General features: G+C 50.2%; 17 protein-coding genes. 3 read left to right on the top strand and 14 right to left on the bottom strand.

Features of this window, described 5'->3' with window-relative positions:
- Positions 1–56: 56 nt before the first annotated feature.
- The 7 genes from J3369_RS15895 to gltB all read right to left on the bottom strand — a co-directional run bounded on the left by J3369_RS15895 (position 57) and on the right by gltB (position 9,608).
- A complete protein-coding gene (locus J3369_RS15895) occupies positions 57–467 on the bottom strand; it encodes a rhodanese-like domain-containing protein (protein ID WP_349588659.1) in 411 nt (136 codons plus the stop codon).
- A gap of 116 nt (positions 468–583) precedes the next feature.
- Positions 584–1,537 carry a cobalamin biosynthesis protein CobD/CbiB gene (locus J3369_RS15890; RefSeq protein ID WP_349589186.1) on the bottom strand — a complete coding sequence of 318 codons (954 nt, stop codon included), beginning with the start codon at positions 1,535–1,537 and terminating at the stop codon, positions 584–586.
- A 14-nt stretch (positions 1,538–1,551) separates the two neighbouring features.
- Entirely contained in the window at positions 1,552–2,247 is a 696-nt protein-coding gene (locus J3369_RS15885) for a 5'-methylthioadenosine/adenosylhomocysteine nucleosidase (protein WP_119502287.1), read from the bottom strand.
- 160 nt (positions 2,248–2,407) lie between these two features.
- A complete protein-coding gene (locus J3369_RS15880; RefSeq protein WP_119502286.1) occupies positions 2,408–2,995 on the bottom strand; it encodes a DUF2726 domain-containing protein in 588 nt (195 codons plus the stop codon).
- Between the two features lie 163 nt (positions 2,996–3,158).
- A complete protein-coding gene (locus J3369_RS15875) occupies positions 3,159–3,518 on the bottom strand; it encodes a hypothetical protein (protein WP_349588655.1) in 360 nt (119 codons plus the stop codon).
- 190 nt (positions 3,519–3,708) lie between these two features.
- A complete protein-coding gene (locus J3369_RS15870) occupies positions 3,709–5,124 on the bottom strand; it encodes a glutamate synthase small subunit GltD family protein (RefSeq protein ID WP_119502283.1) in 1,416 nt (471 codons plus the stop codon).
- A gap of 17 nt (positions 5,125–5,141) precedes the next feature.
- Complete coding sequence (gene gltB / locus J3369_RS15865) at positions 5,142–9,608, bottom strand: glutamate synthase large subunit (RefSeq protein WP_349588652.1); 4,467 nt, start codon at positions 9,606–9,608, stop codon at positions 5,142–5,144.
- 738 nt (positions 9,609–10,346) lie between these two features.
- Between gltB and arcB the strand changes: the two genes are divergently transcribed.
- From arcB to J3369_RS15850, 3 genes are read left to right on the top strand one after another with little or no spacing between them, the layout of a single operon-like run.
- The gene (arcB, locus tag J3369_RS15860) at positions 10,347–12,707 is read left to right on the top strand and encodes an aerobic respiration two-component sensor histidine kinase ArcB (RefSeq protein ID WP_349588650.1); all 2,361 of its coding nucleotides are present in this window, start codon (positions 10,347–10,349) and stop codon (positions 12,705–12,707) included.
- A gap of 8 nt (positions 12,708–12,715) precedes the next feature.
- On the top strand, positions 12,716–13,261 hold the full coding sequence (locus J3369_RS15855) for a PH domain-containing protein (protein ID WP_349588648.1): 546 nt from the start codon (positions 12,716–12,718) through the stop codon (positions 13,259–13,261).
- A complete protein-coding gene (locus tag J3369_RS15850; RefSeq protein WP_349588645.1) occupies positions 13,261–14,826 on the top strand; it encodes a PH domain-containing protein in 1,566 nt (521 codons plus the stop codon). The genes J3369_RS15855 and J3369_RS15850 overlap by 1 nt, the downstream gene beginning before the upstream one ends.
- A gap of 8 nt (positions 14,827–14,834) precedes the next feature.
- Here J3369_RS15850 and J3369_RS15845 read toward each other — a convergent pair whose 3' ends face one another.
- From J3369_RS15845 to J3369_RS15815, 7 genes are all read right to left on the bottom strand, one after another.
- Positions 14,835–16,406, bottom strand: a complete 1,572-nt coding sequence (locus tag J3369_RS15845; RefSeq protein WP_349588642.1) for a M1 family metallopeptidase — start codon at positions 16,404–16,406, stop codon at positions 14,835–14,837.
- Between the two features lie 280 nt (positions 16,407–16,686).
- Entirely contained in the window at positions 16,687–17,247 is a 561-nt protein-coding gene (locus J3369_RS15840; protein ID WP_349588639.1) for an HD domain-containing protein, read from the bottom strand.
- A gap of 127 nt (positions 17,248–17,374) precedes the next feature.
- Positions 17,375–18,559, bottom strand: coding sequence for a 2-methylaconitate cis-trans isomerase PrpF (gene prpF, locus J3369_RS15835; RefSeq protein ID WP_349588636.1), 1,185 nt, complete (start codon positions 18,557–18,559; stop codon positions 17,375–17,377).
- A 75-nt stretch (positions 18,560–18,634) separates the two neighbouring features.
- Complete coding sequence (acnD, locus tag J3369_RS15830; protein ID WP_349588633.1) at positions 18,635–21,226, bottom strand: Fe/S-dependent 2-methylisocitrate dehydratase AcnD; 2,592 nt, start codon at positions 21,224–21,226, stop codon at positions 18,635–18,637.
- Positions 21,227–21,280: 54 nt separating this feature from the next.
- Positions 21,281–22,402: a bifunctional 2-methylcitrate synthase/citrate synthase gene (gene prpC / locus J3369_RS15825; RefSeq protein WP_349588630.1), complete on the bottom strand. Its 1,122-nt coding sequence runs from the start codon at positions 22,400–22,402 to the stop codon at positions 21,281–21,283.
- A gap of 64 nt (positions 22,403–22,466) precedes the next feature.
- Positions 22,467–23,345 carry a methylisocitrate lyase gene (gene prpB / locus J3369_RS15820; protein ID WP_119502273.1) on the bottom strand — a complete coding sequence of 293 codons (879 nt, stop codon included), beginning with the start codon at positions 23,343–23,345 and terminating at the stop codon, positions 22,467–22,469.
- A 14-nt stretch (positions 23,346–23,359) separates the two neighbouring features.
- Positions 23,360–24,031, bottom strand: a complete 672-nt coding sequence (locus tag J3369_RS15815) for a GntR family transcriptional regulator (protein ID WP_349588626.1) — start codon at positions 24,029–24,031, stop codon at positions 23,360–23,362.
- Positions 24,032–24,114: the final 83 nt, after the last annotated feature.

The raw sequence follows: 24,114 nt of genomic DNA, 5'->3' as shown, positions 1-24,114 counted from the left end.
AATGAAAGCGCGGAATACTACCAGCTTAATCCGGTTTCTGCCATACAGGCAAGCAATCACATTCTCTCTACGGGCAAACCGGCTTCTGTCCAGCCCAGCATATCGCCTTCAAGGCGACTGATACCGGTGAACTGCTTCTGTTCCAGCATCTGCATTGCTATTTGCGCCCGACGCCCGGAGCGGCAGTAAATAATGATAGGTTTGTCTTTGGCATCATTCAGCTGTTCCACATAGTCGCCGATGGCTTCATGAGGCATGTTGATGGCGCCGGGAATATGGCCGTCAGCGTATTCCTGCGGAGTACGCACGTCGATGAGTAACCACTCGTCGGCTTTCACTTTTTCCAGCATGAAAGGCGTTGCCTGAACTGAGCGGAATCCGTCGGCTTCGGCTTCTTTTGGCCAGTAAAAGGTTGTTGCAACAACGGCAACGATAATAAGAGCAGAAACAACAATGATTTTGCGCATGAGGTTATCCGTCACTATGTTCCGTATATCTGTTTTAACCTGTGTTTCCGGTGCAGTGTACACTATCTGAACAAGGCGTGCAGAACCCTTTTACATCCCGGGCAGTTTGCACAGTATTAAAAAGCATATAGTGCGTGCAGGGCAGAAAAGATCACAACAGTGATCCCCAGTAGCAGTAAAACCGCTCTGGTAACAGCCTGACGACAATGTGTCATGTCTGAAAAGCGTACCTCGCGGTGGCCGCCGACCCTGCTGTACCGGATCATATTCCCTGAGTAAATGGCCGGGCCACCCAGCCGGATCCCTAAGCTCCCGCCACATAACGCCAGCAGCAGTGAAGTGCTGTCTCTGGATTTTGCCTGTGAGAGCGCTTTAAATCCGGCAACCGGATGTGTTGACAGTGCCAGTAATATTGCACCGGTAAATGCAGGGACCAGCGAGAGCAGCCGGGTGACTCTGCGGACGGGCAGGGCAAACCAGTAGAAGCCGGGTTTTCGCCAGTGCCACTGCCAGCTGAATAAGAGCAGCAGACGATACAGCAGTGCTGCCACCGGACCGGCAATCAGAAACCACAAAACCACACCGCAAAACTGGTAGCAGAACCTGAGCAGTAAACTTTCCATGGCAGCTTTAGCAATACCGATATCTGACAGACGATCACAGTCGCGGGCGACGAAGTGGGACACCATTTCTCTGGCAAGGACTTTTTTTTCTCTGCCAAGGGCGGTGACGACAGCATTGTAGTGCCATCTCACCTGAGCGAAGTCCATGACGCAGAGCAAAATGACTGCTTCGAAAAACAGCGGATATTCAGCCATGGTAACCAGCAAACCGGTAAGCACAGTGAAAGGCACAATCAGTACGATGGCACCCAGTGCGCCTGATATCCGGTGTTGAGAAGGGCTGTCAGTGGATTTGGGTTTTACTTTTGTCGCCATCCCGGCTGCCAGCAGGCGGAATACGGTTAACGGATGGTATTTGGGAGGCCAGCGCCAAAGGCTGTCGATGGTGATAACCACCAACAGCAGGGCAAGATTTTGTAATAAAGGGCTGTAGAGCAGGGCGTCCATGCTTAACACTATGCTCAGGCCAGACGGGCAATCATTCCCATAACCAGTTCAGCAGAGTGCTTCGCTGCGGTTTCCAGATACGCCTCGAAGGACACTGATGATGTTTTGCCGGCAATATCAGACAAAGAACGGATCACCAGAAACGGTGTTTCCAGCATAAAACAGGTTTGTCCGATGGCCGCGCCTTCCATTTCACAGGCCTTCATGGCCGGAAAGGTGTCTTTAATTTTCTGTGCCGCTTCATCTGAACCGACAAAGGAATCGCCGGTACAAATCATGCCAGTGGTGTTCTGGATATGAGTGATGTCTTGTGCCGCGGCGGTAGCAGCTTCAACAAGGCGGGGATCGCAGTCGTATTGTGGCGGCATACCGGCACATTGCCCGAGTTCATAACCAAAATGGGTAATGTCCACATCGTGATATTTCACTGCACTGCCGACGACCACATCACCGATATTCAGCGCCGGATCGAACCCGCCGGCTGAACCGGTATTAACAACATAATCAGGCGTGTACTGCTCGATAAGTGCTGTTGTGGCAAGAGCTGAAGCAACTTTACCAATACCGCATTTTACCAGTACGACTTCCGCGCCATGCAGCGTACCGGTGTAAAAGGTCAGATGTTTCCACTGACGGGTTTCACAATCTGTCAGAGATGCCTGTAACAGTGCAATTTCCTGATCCATTGCGCCAAGAATACCGATTTTCATAAATATGTTCCGTCGATGTATCGCCCGGCGAACTGGGTGTGCGCGGGCCCGTTAAGTCATGATTGTTAATGGTAATATGAAAGTGAAGAAACTGACAGAAATTAGGGGAAAATGGGTCGGTACCTTGGGGAGAATACCGACCCGGAGAGTAAATGGTAAATTAAGCAGCTGCTGCCCGGCTTGAACGCACCGGACGTGTCGGGCGTTTATTCGGCGCAGGGTTAAGCGTCGGCGCCTGTGCAATGCGTTGCTGTTTGCGGCGGTAAGGCACCAGCTTGCTTTCGATACATTCGCGGATCTCTTCAGTGGTGTAACCGGTTTTCACCTTAATGCGCACATGAGGCAATCCTGCTGCATCCAGTGCGCCACTGACAAAAAAGTCGCGCTGGGATTTGTATTTGTTCTTGCCATCGTTATAAACAAGGTCGATAGCCATAACAGGCGTCATGTCGTCGCGGTCACACAATACGTAATCCAGTTGCTTTGACGATGCCCGTGACATGGCGCTGGAGCCCTGTTTTTTACTGGCTTTAGCTCTTACTGCCAGTACATCGCTCAGGCGTACCCTGCAGACGATGCGGAATTCACGGCCCACCGCCTGCTCAATCAGTTTCAGAAAATTATGTTCTACCGGTGTGAACAGCTGAGGTTTACTGCGAAAAGGAAAGCTTACACCGCTGTCCGACAATTTCATGGCGCCCAGAGCCACCACAATCAGTAACATCATTAAAATTATAGCCAGTTCCATATTGATCCCCGCGAAAGCAAAATCACATACGTCAAAAAAGTGACGTTTTGTGTCGTGAATTAGTCAACAAGCTGGATTTTGCAAAGGGAGTGCCAGACCGCTAGAAATTCGCAAAGTCGGGAGATCGTCCGGCACCGGATAGCAGGGAGGAGGCTGACAGGTCTCAGTTGGACTTAACAATCATCATATCTACCTGAGAACCTTCGTGATCAGGGGAAATGATAACCCGCACACTGTCGTTCGCGGCAGTGAGTAACGTTCTGCCCTGTACTGTTGCTGCGACCTGCATACCGGGATACTGCGCCGTGTAGTAGTCGATGAGTGTTTGCTGCGGTGTCGCGGAATAAAACACCAGTGTGGCAGGCAGTCCGCTGTCGAAAACCTGACATTGCTTTGCGTCATCCGGCATGGTCAGCGTGTGAAAGTCTGCCGGACAGGCTGATGTGTCAGGCGCTGCAGCCACAGATAACGAAGCCGCACACAGCAGAGTCGCTGCAATCATACTGCACGTCTTTTTGTTCATTTTTACGCTCCCTTTATTAAGCGGAATGGATGCTTAACACATGAGTAAAACTATAGGCAAGAACCCCTGAACCGGCAATAAAGCATAGGTATACCGGCACGCACTCAAGTATCGGCGGTTGATCTTCAGAAACGAAAAAAGCCACGGAATTCTCATCCCGTGGCTTTTGTTTTTTTTGCTTTGAGCCGTATTAAACGCCGAGGTAATCCATGATGCCGTCAGCCGCTTTACGGCCTTCGTCAATGGCGGTTACCACCAGATCACTGCCCCGAACCATATCGCCACCGGCGAAGATTTTCGGGTTAGCAGTCTGATAAGCGTACTTACCACCGGCAGGGGCGATAACACGACCTTTTTCATCCAGGATAATACCGTAGTCAGCGAACCAGCTGGCAGGGCTTGGCTGGAAACCGAAGGCGATGATAACCGCATCCGCTTCAAGCACGTGCTCTGAACCTTCCACCTCAACAGGACGACGACGACCGTTGATGTCCGGCGGACCCATTTCAGTTTTAACCAGTTTAACGCCGGCTGCAGTGCCTTCACCGGTCAGCGCGATATCCAGCGGTTGTACATTGAAGACGAATTCCACACCTTCTTCTTTCGCGTTCTGTACTTCCTTACGTGAACCGGGCATGCTTTCTTCATCACGACGATAAGCACAAATTACGCGTTTTGCGCCCTGACGGATAGACGTACGTACGCAGTCCATAGTGGTATCACCACCACCCAGTACAACAACAGTTTTGTCTTTCATGTCGACAAAGTCAGCAGGATCTTTTTCCAGCCCCATTACACGGTTAGTATTCGCAATCAGGAACGGGAGGGCATCAAAAACGCCTTCAACGTGCTCATTGTCGAATCCGCCTTGCATGGACTTGTACGTACCCATACCGAGGAACACTGAATCGTATTCATCAAGCAGCGCCTGGAAGTCGATATCTTTACCGATTTCAGTATTGAGTCTGAACTCCACCCCCATTTCGGTGAAAATTTCACGACGACGTTTAATCACGTCTTTTTCCAGTTTGAACGAAGGAATACCGAAGGTTAGCAGTCCGCCGATTTCTTCGTACTTGTCGAAAACAACCGGCTTCACGCCGTTGCGTACCAGAATATCTGCACAGGCAAGACCTGCAGGACCGGCACCAACGATAGCGACTTTCTTGTCTGTCCAGACTACGTCAGACATATCCGGACGCCAGCCCATTTCGAAGGCGGTGTCGGTGATGTATTTTTCAATACTACCGATAGTCACAGCGCCGAACTCATCATTCAGTGTACAGGCACCTTCACATAAACGGTCCTGCGGACAAACACGGCCGCAAACTTCCGGCAAGCTGTTCGTTTTATGAGAAAGTTCTGCCGCTTCAATAATACGACCTTCATTTGCAAGGCTCAGCCACTGCGGAATGTAGTTGTGAACCGGACACTTCCACTCGCAATAAGGGTTACCGCAGTCCAGGCAGCGGTCTGCCTGGCCTTCGGTTTGTGATTGCGTTAACGGTTGATAAATTTCAGCGAACTCACCCTTACGCACCATGATAGGTTTTTTCGGCGGGTCAATCCGTTCAACGTCAACAAATTGGTATACATTTTTAGCCATTACTTCACCTACCTCTCTTATTGCGCCTGGATCCGCAGCTCGTCACTCGAACGGCTGATGTGGCCCAACAGGTTTTTAACGTCACTGGTTTTCGGCTTAATTAACTTAAAGCGTTTTACCGACTCAGCAAAGTTCGTCAGCAATGACAATGAGTGTTCACTGCCTGTTTCTTCATAGTGCTGGTTAATCAGACCACGTAAGTGCTCTGACAGAATGGCCTTGTCGCCAATATCCATGATTTCAACCAGTTCAGGGTTAACGCGGTTATTAAGGTCACCGTTTTCGTCGTACAGGTAAGCGAAGCCACCTGTCATACCGGCACCAAAGTTAACGCCAACCGGGCCCAGTACAGCAACAATACCACCGGTCATGTATTCACAACCGTTGTCACCGATACCTTCAACCACGGCGGTTACGCCTGAGTTACGCACACCGAAACGTTCACCGGCACGGCCGGCAGCAAACAGTTTACCGCCGGTAGCACCGTACAGACAGGTGTTACCCATGATGGCACTGTTATGTGCATCGAAACTGATGTTCTTAGGCGGATAGATAACCAGCTTACCGCCAGTCATACCTTTACCCACGTAATCGTTGGCATCACCTTCAATACGCATGTGCAGACCACCTGCGTTCCATACGCCGAAGCTCTGGCCCGCTGTACCGGTAAACTGTATTTCAACCGGCACATCTTCCATATCATGGTTTCCGTGATGTTTGGCGATTTCACCAGACAACATGGCACCCACTGAACGGTCAGTGTTGCGGATTGGGTAGCTTAGACGGATACCTTTGCCTTCACGCACTGCGTTTCGGGCATCGTCCAGAATCTTCGCATTCAGCTCACCTTTATCCAACGGCTGGTTGGTGGTTTCTGAACAGAACAGACGGGTATGCTCGCCTTCAACCGGAGTTGCCAGCAGTGGTGACAGATCCAGTTTGTTTTGTTTCGCTGAAATGCCGTCGATGACTTTCAACAGATCAGTGCGGCCTACCAGTTCATCGAACTTACGTACGCCCATTGCGGCCATAATTTCCCGCACTTCCTGAGCAATGAACTTAAAGTAGTTCATTACCATCTCAGGCAAGCCGATGAAGTGTTCTTCACGCAGCTTTTGATCCTGAGTTGCAACACCTGTCGCACAGTTGTTCAGGTGACAAATTCGCAAGTATTTACAGCCTAACGCGACCATCGGGCCAGTACCGAAACCGAAGCTTTCAGCACCCATACAGGCTGCTTTGATAACGTCCAGACCGGTTTTCAGACCACCGTCGGTTTGTACACGTACTTTGTGACGCAGACCGTTTTCAATCAGTGCCTGTTGTGTTTCCGCCAGACCCAGCTCGAAGGGGCTGCCGGCGTACTTAACAGACGTCAGCGGGCTTGCACCTGTACCACCGTCATAACCGGAAATGGTAATGAGGTCAGCATACGCTTTCGCTACACCGGTAGCGATAGTGCCTACGCCCGGCTCTGATACCAGTTTCACTGAAATCAGGGCGGTAGGGTTAACCTGCTTAAGGTCAAAAATAAGCTGAGCCAAATCTTCGATAGAGTAAATATCGTGATGAGGTGGTGGTGAAATCAGGGTTACACCAGGTACAGAGAAACGCAGTTGCGCAATGTACTTGTTAACCTTGTCACCCGGCAACTGACCACCTTCGCCCGGTTTTGCACCCTGTGCCACTTTGATCTGGATAACATTTGCGTTAACCAGATAGTGCGGGGTTACACCGAAGCGGCCGGAAGCCACCTGCTTAATTTTAGAGTTCTTTTCTGTGCCGAAGCGGGAAGGGTGTTCGCCACCTTCACCTGAGTTCGACTGGCCACCTAAGCGGTTCATTGCAATGGCAAGTGCTTCGTGGGCTTCAGGGCTCAATGCACCGATAGACATCGCCGCGGTATCGAAACGGGGAAACAGTTTCTCCGCCCCTTCGACTTCGCTGATATCGATGGCTTCGTTGGGCGAATTCACTTTCAGCAAATCACGGAAATGCGCTGGTGCACGCTCATTAACGTGTTTTGCATAAACCTGATAATCGCTGTATTCACCGGAAACCACTGCGGTTTGCAGTGATTTCACTACATCAGGGTTGTAGGCGTGATACTCGCCGCCGTGAACATATTTCAGCAGACCACCGTGAGACAGAGGCTTACGCTTCAGCCAGGCAATGCGGTTAAGGTTAATCGCATCCTGTTCGAAATCTTCAAAGCCGGCACCCTGAATACGGGAAGGTACGCCGTTAAAGCAAAGGTTAACCACATCTTTATTGATACCGATGGCTTCAAACAGCTTGGAGCAGCGGTAGCTGGCCACGGTGCTTATACCCATCTTAGACATGATTTTGTAAAGGCCTTTATTGATACCTTTACGGTAATTCAAAACGGCGTCTGTTACCGAGCAGGTCAGCTCGCCTTTTTCACACAATTGCTCAATGGTTTCATAGGCCAGAAACGGATAAACAGCCGTTGCACCCAGGCCAATGAGTACAGCAAAGTGATGCGGGTCACGGGCAGAAGCTGTTTCAACCACAACGTTTGCGTCGCAACGCAGTGCTTTTTCAACCAGACGGCGATGTACCGCACCGGTCGCCATAGCAGCAGGAATGGTCAGTCTGTCTTTCTTGATGTTGCGGTCTGACAGAATAACGAATGCGGCACGTTTCTGTTTAACCAGATATTCCACTTCGTTACAGATGCGTTCGATGGCCTTACGTAAGCCTTCTTCCTGCTTATATTGCAGGTCAACTTTTTCTGAATAGTAGTTATCAGGGTTAAATTCACGCAGCTGTTTTAAGTCGGTGTAAACCAGTACCGGAGATGAAAATAGTACGCGGTCAGCATAACCTGATGTTTCGCTGAATACGTTCTGCTCGCGGCCGATACAGGTAGCCAGTGACATAACGTGATTTTCACGTAACGGGTCGATTGGCGGGTTTGTAACCTGGGCAAACTGCTGACGGAAGTAATCGTAAACAGTGCGGGTTTTGGAAGACAATACGGCCATAGGTGTATCATCACCCATTGAACCTACAGCTTCCTGACCATCTTTGGCCAGAACCTTCACGACTTGCTGAATTTCTTCGTAGCTGTAGTTGAACAGCTTGTGGTAAACCTCAATGGTGTCGTCATCGAAGACACGCTTACCTAATTCAGAAGAATCCATCTGCTCAATTGGCGTCAGGTGACGGATGTGTTTTTCCAGCCACTCTTTGTAAGGGTGACGGTCTTTAAGCTCTGCGTCGATTTCATTTGAACGCCAGATCTTACCGTTGTAGGTATCAACGGCGAGCATTTCGCCCGGACCAACGCGGCCTTTTTCTACCACGTCAGCTTCGCTGTAATCCCAGATACCTACTTCTGAAGCTAGCGTGATGAAACCATTTTTGGTGATCACGTAGCGGGCAGGGCGCAGACCATTACGGTCAAGGTTACAGGCGACGTGGCGACCGTTTGTCAGTACGATACCGGCAGGACCGTCCCATGGTTCCATGTGCATTGAGTTAAACTCGTAGAATGCACGAAGGCTTTCGTCCATGGTTTTGTTATTTTGATACGCTGGTGGCACAAGCAGACGCATTGCGCGGAATAAGTCCATGCCGCCCGCCAGGAATAATTCCAGCATGTTATCCAGAGAAGATGAGTCAGAACCTGTTGTATTTACATAAGGTGCAGCATCTTTCAGATCCGGAATCAAAGGTGTCGAGAACTTACCGGTACGGGCCATTGCCCAGTCACGGTTACCTTTGATCGTGTTAATTTCACCATTGTGCGCAAGAAAACGGAAAGGCTGCGCAAGAGGCCATTTAGGTAATGTGTTGGTAGAGAAGCGCTGGTGGAATACACAAATAGCACTTTTCAGACGTTCGTCAGCCAAATCTGCATAGAAGGCAGGCAGATCTTTCGGCATCACCAGACCTTTATAGATGGTGACTAAGCCGGATAAACAGGCTACATAGAAGTCTTTGTCTTTTTCCAGACGTTTCTCGGCACGGCGGCGAACCATAAACAAACGACGTTCTACGTCACGTTTACGCCAGCCCGCAGGAGCATTAACAAAAACCTGCTCAATCTGCGGTACACCGGTCAGAGCCAGTTCACCTAATACATCGTGGTTTACCGGCACTTTGCGCCAGCCCACAACATTCAGTGTTTCTTTTTCCAGCTCTTCGTTAAGAATGTCTCTGGCAGCTTGTGCCAGTGTGTCGTCCTGACTCAAAAAGATCATGCCTACGGCATATTTCTTACTCAGCTTCCAGCCGTTCTCGTCGGCGATAGCCTGAAAAAAGGCATCCGGTTTTTGCAGTAGCAATCCGCAGCCGTCACCGGTTTTACCGTCGGCAGCAATACCGCCACGGTGCTGCATTCTGTCCAGGCCCTGGATTGCAGTCGTTACCAGTTTATGGCTGGCTTCCCCGTGAGTGTGGGCAATAAGACCAAAGCCACAGTTATCCCGGGAATCATTGGGATTATATAAACTCATCTTAAAAACTCCTTCAACCTTCGACTGGACAAGGCATGTGTTGGATCGTGTTCCGCGCAGGACACGCATCGCAACATTAGTGTAGACGTCTATTTACGAGCCAGTTTTCACCATACTCTAAGCGCCTTTTTATGTCGTTAATTATTATTAGTAGGACGCCAGTCGTTAACCGCATTTTTATGCACTATTGCTTAGCGGGCCGTACAAAATACATACATTGGCATATAAAATCAAATGATAAAAATGTGAAGACCTTATGTATTTTGAATAAGTTGCATAAAATCATTTTAAATCAATATCTTATTTTTAAATTGCCGCTGATTGGATTTTGAGCTGAACGCTCATTTTTTTATCAAATTAGTATGTTTATACTAAAGTTCAAAAAAGAATAAGAGGTTAATTGTGAATAATCATTCATAAAAAATGTTTATTTATATGGAAATGCAGGGTGTGGCTGAATGAATATCACTTTTACGGCAACCTGTCAGAACCCGCCAAGCCCGACCAGATAAAATCTAATATACCTCTGTGCCGGAGCATTAGCAAAGTCACCGGGCGTATCCATATAAATGAAGGGAATTATCGCTATGACGAATTTTGCCCGTCTGTGAATAAGTGAGGATAGTCACCGGAGTGTCACAAATTAGTATAACGTGCAGGCAGATTTGTGGGTTTTCCAACGCGACCGTGTTATAAGTGCTGTAAGTTTAGTTATTTAGAAATTGCAGTACGTTCGTTATGCATCAAGATTCTCCAAATGATTCGTGGGCGATAAAATTTGCGCAGTTTATAAAGCGCTTTGGCACACTGAAACTAAGTTTGCTGTTTGTTGTTGTTACGCTGGTTTTCACCCTTGGCGGTTCATACGTCATCCGGGTGACCATGGGCAATGAGGTTCAACCTGACGATTTTATTATCGCTGTTGTGCTTACCATGATGTCAGCCCCCTGGGTGCTTTACTTCTTAAGTGAACTGGTTAAACAACTGGAAACTTCCCGGACTAATTTAAAAGAAGTGGTCAGCCAGCTGGAACGTTTGCGTGAGGAAGATGTATTCCTTAACCGCGAACTGCAAAGCAATATCCGCCAGCTTAACTATGAGATGGAACAGCGCCGTAAAGCGCAGGACGACCGTGAAGCGGTGTTTAAAGATCTTGAAAAAGAGATTGAAGAAAAATCTTTTTCGGAACAGCAGGCACGACACTTATCTACCTTGCTGCGTTCTATCATTGATGCCTCACCGGATTTAATTTACTACCGTAATGAAGAAGGGCGTTTTGCCGGCTGTAACCGTATTGCGGAAATGCTGACCGGTAAGTCCGAAGCAGAGCTGGTTGGCCTGACCTTACATGATGTGTTTGAAGAAGAGCTCGCACAGCAGATTGTCGCGTCTGATCATGAAGTGCTGGAAACCAATGCCAGCATGACTGAAGAGTTGTGGCTGCGCTTTGCTGACGGAAAACGCCGTTACTTCGAAATGAAGCGGGTACCGTTTTTTGATAACGAAGGCACCCGTTTAGGTTTGCTGGCTTTTGGTCGGGATATGACAGAACGCAAACAGGCCGAGAATGCCGCTGCGAAAGCCAGTACCGATAAAACCCGGTTCATTGCCACGATTTCTCACGAATTGCGAACGCCACTGAACGGCATTGTGGGTTTAAGCCGTATGCTGCGCGACACTGATTTGAGTGAAGAGCAGTTCAACTGGGTTAGTACGATTTATGCAAGCGCGATTACACTCGGCAATATATTCAACGACATCATCGATCTGGATAAGCTGGACCGCGATAAGCTTGAGCTCAGCCTGAAAACGGTATCGCTGCGTGATTTCACCCAGGAATTGTCCAGCATTATCCGTCTGTTAGCGGCAGACAAATCGCTGGAACTGGTAACCGATATTCAGGAGCCCTTACCGCAACTGGTGGAGGTTGATGGCACCCGTCTGCGTCAAATCCTGTGGAATATTCTGTTCAATGCCGTGAAGTTTACGCAGAAAGGGAATGTGAAACTGAGTGTGTCGGCAACGCCGGCAAAAGATGATATGACGGTGGTGACCTACGTGGTAGAAGATACCGGTGTGGGGATCCCTGACAGCGAAATTGAGAAAATTTTCGCCATGTATTATCAGGTAGACCATCCGGATCATCAGTCTGCAACAGGTACCGGTATTGGTCTGGCAATCTGTAAGCAAATGGTCGATCTGATGAACGGCGATATTCGTGTTACGTCTGACGTCGGTAAGGGCACACGCTTTGAAATTGAGCTGCCGTTACAGATTTCTAACCGCCCTATGCAGGTTTCCAAACTGTTGGTGACCGATCTTAACATTCTGCTGGTGGAAGACATTGAGCTGAATGTAATGGTGGCAAAAGCGCTGCTTGAGAAATTAGGGCAGACAGTCGATGTGGCCATGACCGGTCAGGAAGCTATCGATAAAGCCCGGGAAAATCACTACGACCTTATCCTGCTGGATATTCAGTTGCCGGATATGACAGGGTTTGACGTGGCTAACACCCTGCGCGATGAAGATTTGGTTATGGGCACGCCGATGGTGGCATTAACGGCTAACGTGATTAAAAAGCGTGAAGAATACCTGCAAAACGGTATGGATGACGTTATTGCCAAACCCATTAAGAAGAGCCGTGTTGTTGAAGTGTTTAACAGCTTATTTGCCGAACCGGCCGCACCGCTGCATACTGAAGTGGAAAACAAACCTAAGAAAACTGACAACAGCAAAGCGCTGTCCAATATTCTGGATATTGAATTGCTGCAAATGCTGGTGGATACCATCGGTGAAGATATGGTCCGTGCCAGTGTAAAAGTGTTCCAGGATAAAATGCCGGAATACATGGAAATTCTGCAGTTAAGCCTGAGTGCTGACGAAAAGTCTGAAGTGTGTTCTCAGGCCCATAAAATAAAAGGTGCCGCCGGCTCTGTAGGCCTTGCTCGTGTGCAGCGCATTGCTAATCAGATCCAGCAGGGAGATCACCCTGCATGGTGGCAAAACGTGCATGACTGGGTTGAGGAGCTTCAGATGGCTGTTGCTCACGACATGAAAGCACTGCAGGAGTGGCTTAACTCACAAATGATTGAGGACTGATACAAAGCATGACCACGGAAGGTGAAGCCTTTTCAAATACGGTTGTCTCTGCAGACCAGCTGCCGTCTCTGGACACGCTGGTTTATGAGTCTTTGTCGCCGCGCTACAGAACACTGAATCTTGCTATCGCGGCGGCTATCTTCATCACCCTTCTGGTGGTCGTAAACTTCATCCGCTTTCAGCCTTTTGCCACATTGCCGGAAGGTCTGCTGTTTGCCTGGCCTTTCGTAACGGCGGGTCTTTTAGCCTTATGGGGGCTGCTGAGTGTTTATCACTGGCTTGCTGATCCGATGTTGCAGTTCTCACTCAGAGAGCAGGATTTATCTGTTCACAAGGGACTGATATTCCGCAGCATCACCTGCCAGCCGGTACTTCGTATACAGCACATAGAGCTCAAGCGCGGTCCGCTGGAAAGGCTGGCCGGCCTGTCAACTTTACAGGTTTTTTCTGCCGGTGGAGCAGGGCATACCTTTGAAATACCGGGCCTGCCCGTGTCTCAGGCACAGAAAATCCGCCAGTTCATTCTTGATCACAAGGATGTGGGAGCGCGCTGATGCGGTCACAACAGGAAGCCGCTGTCTCCACCGGCGTCAACTGGCGCAGACTGGCACCGGTAGCGGTGATCTATTTCATTGTTTCCAATGTCCTCAGTTTTATCCGCCAGTTTATTGTGGTGCTCTCTGTACTTGCCTGGTCTGCCAGCAGCTTCGACTATCAGCAGTCGTTCTGGTTTATACCCGTCATGGTGGCTATCTTTCTGGCAACGATTGTCAGTGGCGTTGTGAGTTACTGGTTTTATCAGTACCGCATCCGCAACGAACACATTGAAATACGTAGCGGACTGTTCAGGCGTCGCAATATTAATTTGCCGTTCTGGCGCATTCAGAATGTAAAAATTGAACAGCCGTTTTACTACAGGCTTACCCATTACACCGTGGTGGTGCTGGATACAGCAGGTTCATCCGGAGAGGAAGCTAAAATTGTTGCCGTAGAACGGGATTATGCGCAGCAGCTCCGTCAGGCGGTGTTGATCTCCGGCAGACAGCATCAGGCCGGGACCACAGAAGATAAGGCGCCTGAGACAGTTGACACCGCGACGTCATCACTAGCGGATGATGAGAAGGTGATTAACCGCCGCAGCCTTTCCGATCTCATCATTCACGGACTGACCAATAACAGGGTGTGGATCCTGCTTGGTGCACTGACGCCTTTTTATGACGAGATATCCGGTTTTATTTACGACTTTGTGGATGATCTCGGATTATCCATGGATGCACTTTTCGCTGACCAGCAAGTGCTCTGGTGGCAGGTCGGTTTGTATGTCATTTCCACCATGCTGCTGATCCTCAGTGTGATGGCCATGGTGTCGGTAGCGGGGTCGGTGATCACGTATTATAACTACACGCTCACCCGCACATCGGACCGGTATATCCGTCGTTCAGGACTATTCAGTTTGCAGGAAGTCAGTATGCGTGAGTCCCGTATACAAATGATTTCCGTCAGGCAGGACTGGCTGGATTATATGCTCAAGCGTGCCAATTTCTTTTTTGAGCAGAATAAGACCGGTGACAAACAGGAGCAGGAATTACATGCGACTCATAAGATGCTGGTGCCGTCCGTCACCCTTGCTGAGGCACAGGCTCTGGCTACAGATGCAATGCCGGATAACAAGGTGTATCAAACAGGCTATAGCAGGATCAGCACCCGCTTTATCAGTCGCTGGATCCTGACGCTGGCTCTGCCTGCCTGTGCGCTGGTGTCGGCCATGGGCTATGCCCGTGAAGGCTGGCACATTTTCCTTGTCACCATTCCGGCTTTTATGCTCGCCTGTGCAGGTATTTATTTGCGCTGGCGACGATGGGGATTCGCCTGCGATGATACTTACTGTTATATCAGAAAAGGTATGGCAGGGATAGACCGCTACAGTTTTGCACTCTTTAAGGTTCAGCAGGTGGCACTGACTCAGAGTGTGCTGATGCAGCGCAGAGGGCTGGCCAACGTGCACTTTATTCTGGCCAGCGGCAGTATCACCATACCATACATTCCTTATGCGGTCGCCACAGAGCTGGCTGACAAAGCGCTGTGGCACGCCGAATCAGGCCGCCGCTCCTGGATGTAGCAACAGCCCTATTTCGTTTCCTCTCTTTCTGCCTGCTCTGCTTTCCACGCTTTAAAATCTTCATAACGTTGTTCGTAACGCAGCACTTTACTGTGTGGATCGGCAATCACGGTATCTTTCGGATGCGCCGGTACACGACGGGTCTTTACCATATCGATAGTTGTCACTTTTCCGTCGATGCTGACGTCGAGAGGCATAGGAAACGGTAAGTCATTTTCAGTCTTCCACGTAAAGGTGACGCCGTTGTCTTCGCGGGTAGTGATCAGCTCAGGCAGCGGGGCGTGATATAAATAAACATCAAAGAACCAGTCCATATTGGTTTCAGTTGCCGCATTGACGTTATCGATGAAGGTCTGTGTATCTGCAAATACCGGCTTGAAGTTCCCCGGAGCAGGATCAGGACGGCCATACACGGTGGTGGTAACTGCCCTGAAAAAAGCCTCGTCACCAATCAGATAACGCAGTGTATGCATAATCAGGGAGCCTTTCGCGTAAATGTCGCCGGCGGGCCCGCTTTCATAAACGTCTTCTTCTGACATCAGTTTGTTGTTTACGATGGGGTGCTCATTGATAAGGCCTTTACGCTGGTTGTTCAGCAGCGCAAAATAAGACATATCACCATTGAGGTATTGGGCATACAGAGGTTGCATGTATGAACCTAACCCTTCGTGCAGCCACATGTGATCCCAGTTGTCATTGGTGAGCTGGTTGCCGAACCATTCGTGAGAAAACTCGTGCTGCATTAACCAGTCGTAGCCGGTTTCATCTTTTTTGTAGTCATTACCATAAGCGTTAATGGTCTGGTGCTCCATGCCCAGATGAGGGGTTTGCACAATGCCGGCTTTTTCATCAGCAAACGGATAGGGACCAATTATCCGTTCGAAGAACGTGATCATGCCGGGAAGCTCATTAAATAATGCCCGCGCTTTATCGTCGTTGCCTTTTAAGTGGTAATACACCAGCGGAATAGTATTGCCATAGACACTGGTGAAATTGTCTTCGAGTATTTCGTAGGGAGCGATATTCAGTGCGATACCGTAGGTGTTATGCATCGACCTGGTATGCCAGTGCCAGGTTTTACTGTCACCGTTCTCTGTTGTGTCTGTCAGCACGCCATTGCTGGCAGCAACGAGATTGTCGGGTACGGTAATGAAAATATCTGCTGTAGCCGGTTCACCAAATGGCTGATCAATACAAGGCCAGAACAGATCACAGCCTTCACCCTGTACCGCTGTCGCTAACCATGGTTCGCCATCAGGTGTTTGTTCCCACATAACGCCGCCGTCCCAGGGGGCCCGTACCGGTGTACGGGGATGTCCCTGATACACAATCCGCAGCGTCGCGGGATAGGTGATAGCCGTACTATTTTCAACGATAAGCTCACCTTGTTCGTTACGGTATTCGCCTGCGGTAAGTGGTTTTCCGTTTAACCACACCGAAGTGATGGTGAAGCGGGTATCTAAATCCACTGAAAGGTGTGTTTGCGGGTTGTCTGAGTTAAGCGTGAGTGTGGTATCACCAAATAACACTTCGTTCGTAAAGTCGAAGGAAAAATTGAGTCTGGCGTGGCTAACCGACAATCCATTTGATACGGGGCGATCTCACCGCCGCTTTTTAACGTGTACGGTGTTGATTCAGTATTGTTGTGAGAAGAGGACGTTGCAGCACAACCACTCAGCAGAGCGGCTGTCATTGCAATAGCAAGGGCATGTTTTTTCATTGTTCTTGTCCGGGTATCTGTGTGGTTTCCATTCTTCACAGATATCCCGAAAGGTACAAACAGAACAGGACAAATGTCGTGTAATACAAGTTATATTCAGGAAATCAATAGGTTGCCAGGTGATGTGCTGTTCAGACTGGCTAACTCACCTGATGCAATGCAAGCGGAGAGGCAGGCTGGATAACCAGCCATCGTTCTACCATTTGTATTAATGCGCTACTGGCTTGCGGGAATAGTGGTAAATGCCGGGCAAGCCACTGGCTAAACCCGGGCAGCATGCCGGATTCAAACTCGGTAACCGTTTGTGCCAGTACAAACACGTCAGCGAGTGCCATAGTTTGTAAAAGGGCCGGAGAGGCCTGAATCGCCGGGAAATTCGTTTGTGCAAGGGTTTCGGGGACGCCGCTGTCCGGCAAATTGAAACTGCGCATGGCAGATACCATGTCTGCAACCTTCTGACCAAAACACATCTCAACTTCATCACTGTCTGCGTAGTCGTCCTGCATGGAGCGTGTCAGCCAGGCCGCAGCCAGCATTTCCCGGTTGTGGGGAAGCTTACTTAACAGTACCGCCAGTTCCCGCGGGTGGTGGATAAAAGTTGCGCCATTGTGGCGGCGTAAATGACCGGCTAATGCATACTTGCGTGCGGTAAACAGTGCAGCTGATGATACGTAATCATCTTCAACGAGTAATGCCTGCATAAGGACCTCTTACCTTCAATGTGTTATTGACAGCGGACGCTCTGAACGGCGGCCTTTGAAGTCCTCATTACAAATAGTGTGCCTGTTTTTTCGCCGGTTTTTTGGCACCGTTTTTTTCACCCGGTTTTCAGGGCGTCAGAACATCAGCGGGAACCCGCACCCATCCTTCCATCAGCACCCTTGCGCTGCGGCTCATTATCACTTTCTTCACTTGCCATTGGCCGCGATGATTTTCAGCCTGAGCGCCGACTTTTAGTGTGCCGGAGGGGTGGCCGAATACCACCTGACTGCGTTCCCCGCCACCGGCTGCTTCATTCACCAGTGTGCCGGGAATACAGGCGGCAGTAGCAATGGACACTGCAGCAGTACCCATCATGGCATGATGTAGCTTACCCATGGATAAGGCCCGGACATTCAGGTCAATATCCTGCTTCGCTATGTGCTTCCCGCTGGATGCAGTGTAATCTGCAGGCGGGCTGACAAACGCGACTTTCGGCGTGTGCTGGCGCGTGGCCGCTTCATCAATATGACCGATGAGGCCCATTTTTACCGCGCCGTGAGCCCGGATAGTTTCAAACTTTGCCAGTGCTTTCTCATCACTGTTAATGGCATCCTGTAGCTCTATGCCGCTGTAGCCGCAACTTTCTGCATCAATGAAAATGGTGGGAATACCGGCATTGATCATCGTTGCTCTGAGTGTGCCAACACCAGGGACGTGGAGATCATCAACCACATTACCGGTGGGAAACATCGCGCCATCATCATCCGCCGGGTCCACAAAAGCGATTTCTACTTCTGCCGCCGGAAAGGTAACGCCATCCAGTTCAAAGTCACCGGTTTCCTGTACCTCACCGTTGGTCACGGGCACTTTTGCAATGATGCTTTTGCCGATATTCACCTGCCAGATTTTCACGGTGACGATGCCATTGTGTGGTATTGAGTCCTTATCAACCAACCCGTTGCTGATGGCAAATGCGCCCACCGCGGCGGTGAGGTTGCCGCAATTTCCTGACCAGTCCACAAAAGGCTTATCAATAGCCACTTGTCCGAACAGGTAGTCCACATCAAATCCTTCCCGTTCACTTTTCGACAGAATAACGGTCTTGCTGGTACTTGACGTTGCACCGCCCATGCCGTCCGTTTGTTTACCGTACGGATCAGGGCTGCCAATTACCCGCAGCAATAACGCGTCTCTTACCGGGCCGGGTTGTTGTGCGGCTTCGGGCAAATCGGTGAGTTTGAAAAACACGCCTTTGCTGGTACCGCCGCGAATGTAGGTAGCCGGAATTTTAATTTGTGGGGCGAATGTCATGGGTCTTTTCTCTTGTTAGATGATGCGGATGTTTGTCAGACTGGTCGGCACGCAGGCCAGTCTGAACCACTCTGGTCAGGTGTTTTCAGATTCCAGGAAATCCTGAGCAAAGCGCTGCAACACACCGCCAGCGGAATAAATGGACACTTCCTCAGCGGTATCTAAACGGCATTTCACTTCTGCTTTGTCCGTTTCGCCGCCGGCGCGATGGATGATTAGCGTCAAAGTGGCCCCGGGTGAGATATCCCCCTCTACATCGAAGGTTTCAGTACCGTCGATATGCAGCGTTTTGCGTGTTGTGCCCGGCTGGAATTCCAGCGGCAATACACCCATACCAATCAGATTGGTGCGGTGAATGCGCTCAAAGCCTTCTGCCACAATCACTTCCACACCAGCAAGCCTTACGCCTTTTGCTGCCCAGTCACGGGATGACCCCTGACCGTAATCAGCACCCGCCACAATGATCAGAGGCTGCTTGCGGTTCATGTAGGTCTCAATGGCTTCCCACATGCGTACCACTTTGCCTTCCGGTTCGATGCGCGCCAGTGAGCCCTGAACCACTTCACCGTTTTCCGTTACCATTTCATTAAACAGCTTCGGGTTCGCTAACGTAGCCCGCTGGGCGGTTAAATGGTCACCCCGGTGGGTGGCGTAGGAGTTGTAATCCTCTTCCGGTACGCCCATTTTCGACAAATATTCACCGGCGGCACTGGACGCCAGTATGGCGTTTGAAGGTGATAAATGGTCAGTGGTAATGTTGTCGCCCAGCACGGCAAGGGGACGCATGCCTTTCATTGTACGCTCTGCTGCCAGCGCACCTTCCCAGTAGGGGGGACGGCGAATATAAGTGCTCTTCGGACGCCATTTATAAAGCGGATCCAAATCCTTGCCATAGTCGACTTTCAGATCGAACATGGGCTCGTACACTTGTCTGAACTGCTCTGGTTTAACCGCGCTGGCGACAATGGCATCAATTTCTTTATCTGAAGGCCAGATATCTTTCAGCGTGACCGGGTTCCCGTCACTGTCTGTACCCAGCACATCTTTTTCGATATCGAACCGCACTGTACCGGCGATGGCATAGGCCACAACCAGCGGCGGAGAGGCTAAAAAGGCCTGTTTGGCATAGGGGTGAATACGGCCGTCAAAGTTACGGTTCCCTGACAAAACGGCAGTGGAATATAAATCACGCTTAATGATTTCTTCCTGTATCTTCGGATCGAGGGCACCGCTCATGCCGTTACAGGTGGTGCAGGCGAACGCGACAACACCAAAGCCCAACTGTTCCAGTTCAGATAAAAGGCCGGCTTCTTCCAGATAAAGTTTTACTGTCTTAGAGCCCGGCGCCAGTGAGCTTTTTACCCAGGGCTTTCTGATCAGTCCTCTGGCATTGGCATTGCGGGCCAGCAATCCGGCGGCAATAACATTGCGGGGGTTGCTGGTATTAGTACACGAAGTGATAGCGGCGATAATGACTGCGCCATCCGGCATTTTGCCATTTTCCTGTTCAACATGAGCGGCAATGCCTTTGCTTGCCAGGTCTGCCGTCGCCAGCCTTGCATGAGGATTGGACGGGCCGGCCATATTTCTGCCGACTCCGGACAAATCAAAGGTCAGTACCCGTTCATATTCCGCTGTCACCAGGTCATCAGCCCACAGGCCGGTGGCTTTCGCGTAAGACTCAACCAGTGCAACCTGTTTATCTTCACGACCGGTGAGTTTCAGATAATCGATGGTTTGCTCATCAATATAAAACATGGCTGCCGTCGCGCCGTATTCCGGCGTCATGTTTGAAATCGTTGCGCGGTCGCCCACTGTCAGTGCGGACGCGCCTTCGCCATAAAACTCAAGGTAAGCAGATACAACACGCTCTTTACGCAGGAATTCAGTAAGCGCCAGTACGATATCGGTGGCGGTAATACCGGGCTGTGGTTTGCCGGTTAATTCTACGCCGACAAGGTCAGGCAGGCGCATATAGGAGGCGCGGCCCAGCATGACACTTTCTGCTTCCAGGCCACCTACACCCACGGCTATCACCCCAAGTGCGTCAACATGAGGGGTGTGACTGTCTGTACCGACCAGGGTATCAGGAAAGGCAACGCCGTCTCTGGCGTGGATCACAGGAGACATTTTTTCCAGATTGATCTGGTGCATGATGCCGTTACCCGGGCCAATCACATCCACGTTTTTAAATGCAGTTTTGGTCCAGTTAATAAAGTGAAAGCGATCGCCGTTACGGCGATCTTCCACTTCACGGTTTTTCTCAAAGGCATCCGCTTCAAAGCCTGCGTGTTCTACAGCCAGTGAATGGTCGACAATCAGTTGAGTCGGTACAACGGGGTTTACCTTGGACGGGTCGCCGCCTTTCTCTGCAATAGCATCCCGCAACCCGGCTAAATCGACCAGTGCGGTCTGGCCCAGAATATCGTGGCAAACTACGCGGGAGGGGAACCAGGGAAAATCGAGGTCGCGCTTGCGATAAATTAACTGCTCCAGTGAAGCAGTGAGGTGTTCGGGCTGGCATTTTCTTACCAGGTTTTCCGCCAGCACTCTGGACGTGTACGGCAGCTTTTCATAAGCCCCCGCTTTTATGCTGTTTACAGCTTCACGGGTATCGTAGAAATCTAACCCGGTGTTTAAAAAGGGTTTGCGATAGTCCATATTCATAGTCGGTCTTCTCCGGCAGGCAAAGGCGGGCTGTGGCGGCCCGCCCGCAGCGCATCAGCGTTGTTCGATGGGGGTAACGGGACGTAATTCTTCGCCGGTATATTCGGCAGACGGACGGATGATGCGGTTATCCGCCCGTTGCTCCATCACGTGGGCAGCCCAGCCGGTGAGTCTTGACATAACAAAGATTGGTGTGAATAACTTCGTCGGGATCCCCATAAAGTTATAGGCGGAGGCATGGAAGAAATCGGCATTACAGAACAGTTTCTTTTCACGCCACATCACTTCTTCACAGCGCACAGACACCGGATAAAGCACTTTATCACCAACGTCTGCAGCCAGTTTTTCTGACCAGCCTTTGATGATTTCGTTGCGCGGATCGGATTCACGGTAAATGGCATGACCGAAGCCCATGATCTTCTCTTTGCGGGCAAGCTTACCCATCATCTGTTCTTCAGCATCGTCCGCCGAGGTGAAACCTTCGATCATCTCCATGGCTGCTTCATTTGCGCCGCCGTGCAACGGGCCGCGCAATGAACCGATTGCGCCGGTAATGCAGGAATGCATGTCTGATAACGTGGATGCACACACTCTGGCGGTAAAGGTGGAAGCGTTGAATTCATGTTCGGCGTAAAGGATCAGGGAAACATGCATAACCTGTTCGTGAAGTTCACGGGGCTTTTCACCATGCAGCATGTGTAAGAAGTGAGCGCCGATGGAGTCATCATCAAGTTCGGTATCAATGCGTACGCCATCGTGACTGAAGCGGTACCAGTAACAGATGATACTTGGGAAACAAGCCAGCATGCGGTCGGTGACTGCATCCTGCTCAGAAAAATCCTGTTCCATTTCAAGGTTACCCAGTACCGAACAACCGGTGCGCAACACATCCATCGGATGGGCATCTTTAGGGATGCGTTCGAGTACTTCTTTAAGCGCTTGTGGCAACCCGCGCCGGCTTTTCAGTTTTGCTTTGTAAGCCGCCAGTTCGCCGGAGTCCGGTAATTTTCCTTTCAGAATAAGATGGGCGACTTCTTCAAACTGACAATGATTTGCCAGGTCTTTCACATCATATCCGCGATACGTCAGTCCTGAGCCTGACTGACCAACGGTGGAAAGTGCTGTTTTGCCTGCAACTTGTCCGCGAAGTCCGGCGCCGCTTAATTCTTTAGCCATGATCTTGTCTCCCGATTTTCATCGTGTGTAGGGTCAAATGTGGTGTGTTATTAATTTCGCCGTATTACGCCTTTGACTTTGAAAACAACGCGTCGAGTTTTTGCTCGTAATCGTGATATCCCAGATAGTCGTACAGCTCCATGCGGGTTTGCATAGTATCGACAACTGCCTTCTGGTCGCCATCGGTGAGAATGCTTTGATAAACCCGTTCAGCGGCTTTATTCATTGCCCGGAAAGCACTTAAAGGATACAGCACCATGTCAGCACCCCATTCTCCGAGCTGCGCTTTATTCCATAATTCGGTTTTGCCAAATTCGGTGATATTGGCAAGAATGGGCACATCCAGCGCCTCAGCAAACGCGCGGTAGTGGGCTTCGGTTTGAATGGCTTCTGCGAAAATACCGTCAGCCCCTGCAGCAACATACGCTTTTGCCCGTTCAATGGCTTTTTCCAGTCCTTCCTGTGCGAAGGCATCTGTACGGGCCATAATGAAAAAGTCAGGATCGGTGCGTGCGTCAACCGCCGATTTGATCCGGTCGACCATTTCCTCTGTGGACACGATTTCTTTGTTAGGGCGGTGACCACAACGTTTCTGCGCCACCTGATCTTCCATGTGTACCGCCGCTGCACCGGCCTTTTCCATATCACGAATGGTTTTAGCAATATTAAAAGCGCCGCCCCAACCGGTGTCGATATCTACCATCAGGGGTAAATCACAGGCTGAGGTAATGCGCTGCACATCAACGAGCACGTCGTTTAATGACGTCATACCGAGATCCGGCAAGCCGTATGAGGCATTGGCTACGCCGCCACCGGACAGATAAATTGCCTGATGACCAATTTGTTTTGCCATCATGGCGGTGTACGCGTTGATGGTACCGACAATTTGCAACGGCTTGTTGTCAGCTAACGCCTGACGGAATTTCTTGCCTGCACTGTGCATGGACTGTTCTCCGGTTAACTCTGTGATGTGATAAGTAACTTGCGTTCGATGTTGTTTTTCGAATACAAAATGTGTCTGCGCATGAGCATTTCTGCCAGCTCACCGTCACGGTTGGCAATGGCCTGAACAACGTGACGATGTTCGTCGTAAGCGGTGGTGACGCGGGGACCGGCCATACCAAACTGCACGCGGTACATGCGCACCAGATGATAAATACCGTCAATTAAAACGGTAATAAGATGGGTGTTTTTGCTGCCCAAAACAATGCGGTAATGAAAGTCCACATCGCCGGCTTCCTGATAATAAGATTCGCCGCCTTTTACCTCGTCAAAATGATCCTTCAGCAGGCCTTGCAGCGCGCTAATGTCATGATCTGACATATTTTGTGCTGCCAGCCGCGCCGCCATGCCTTCAAGTGCTTCCCGTACCTGATACAGCTCAATTAAACCTTGCGGGGTGAGAGTCACGACCCGGGCGCCGACATTGGCCTTGCGTTCTACCAGATGGCTGGCGGTAAGACGGTTTATTGCTTCACGGATAATGGCCCGGCTGACATCGTATTTTGTCGACAACTCCGTTTCACTTAACTTGGAACCTGACGGAATGACCCCTTCAACAATGTCGTTGCGAAGCTTGATAAACGTGCGATCCGCCTGTGTAACGGGGCTTTCAAAAGCGAGTTCCATAAACCTGCCAGTCACAATAAATATGATTAAAGTGTCGACAATGTAGGCGGTTTTAGGCTGGTAGTCAATCAATCTGAGTTAGA

The sequence above is a fragment of the Alteromonas sp. NFXS44 genome, assembly GCF_040148705.1.
Taxonomy (GTDB): domain Bacteria; phylum Pseudomonadota; class Gammaproteobacteria; order Enterobacterales; family Alteromonadaceae; genus Alteromonas.
Note: the sequence above shows the minus strand (reverse complement) of the source record. Positions and strands in the feature narration are given on the sequence as shown.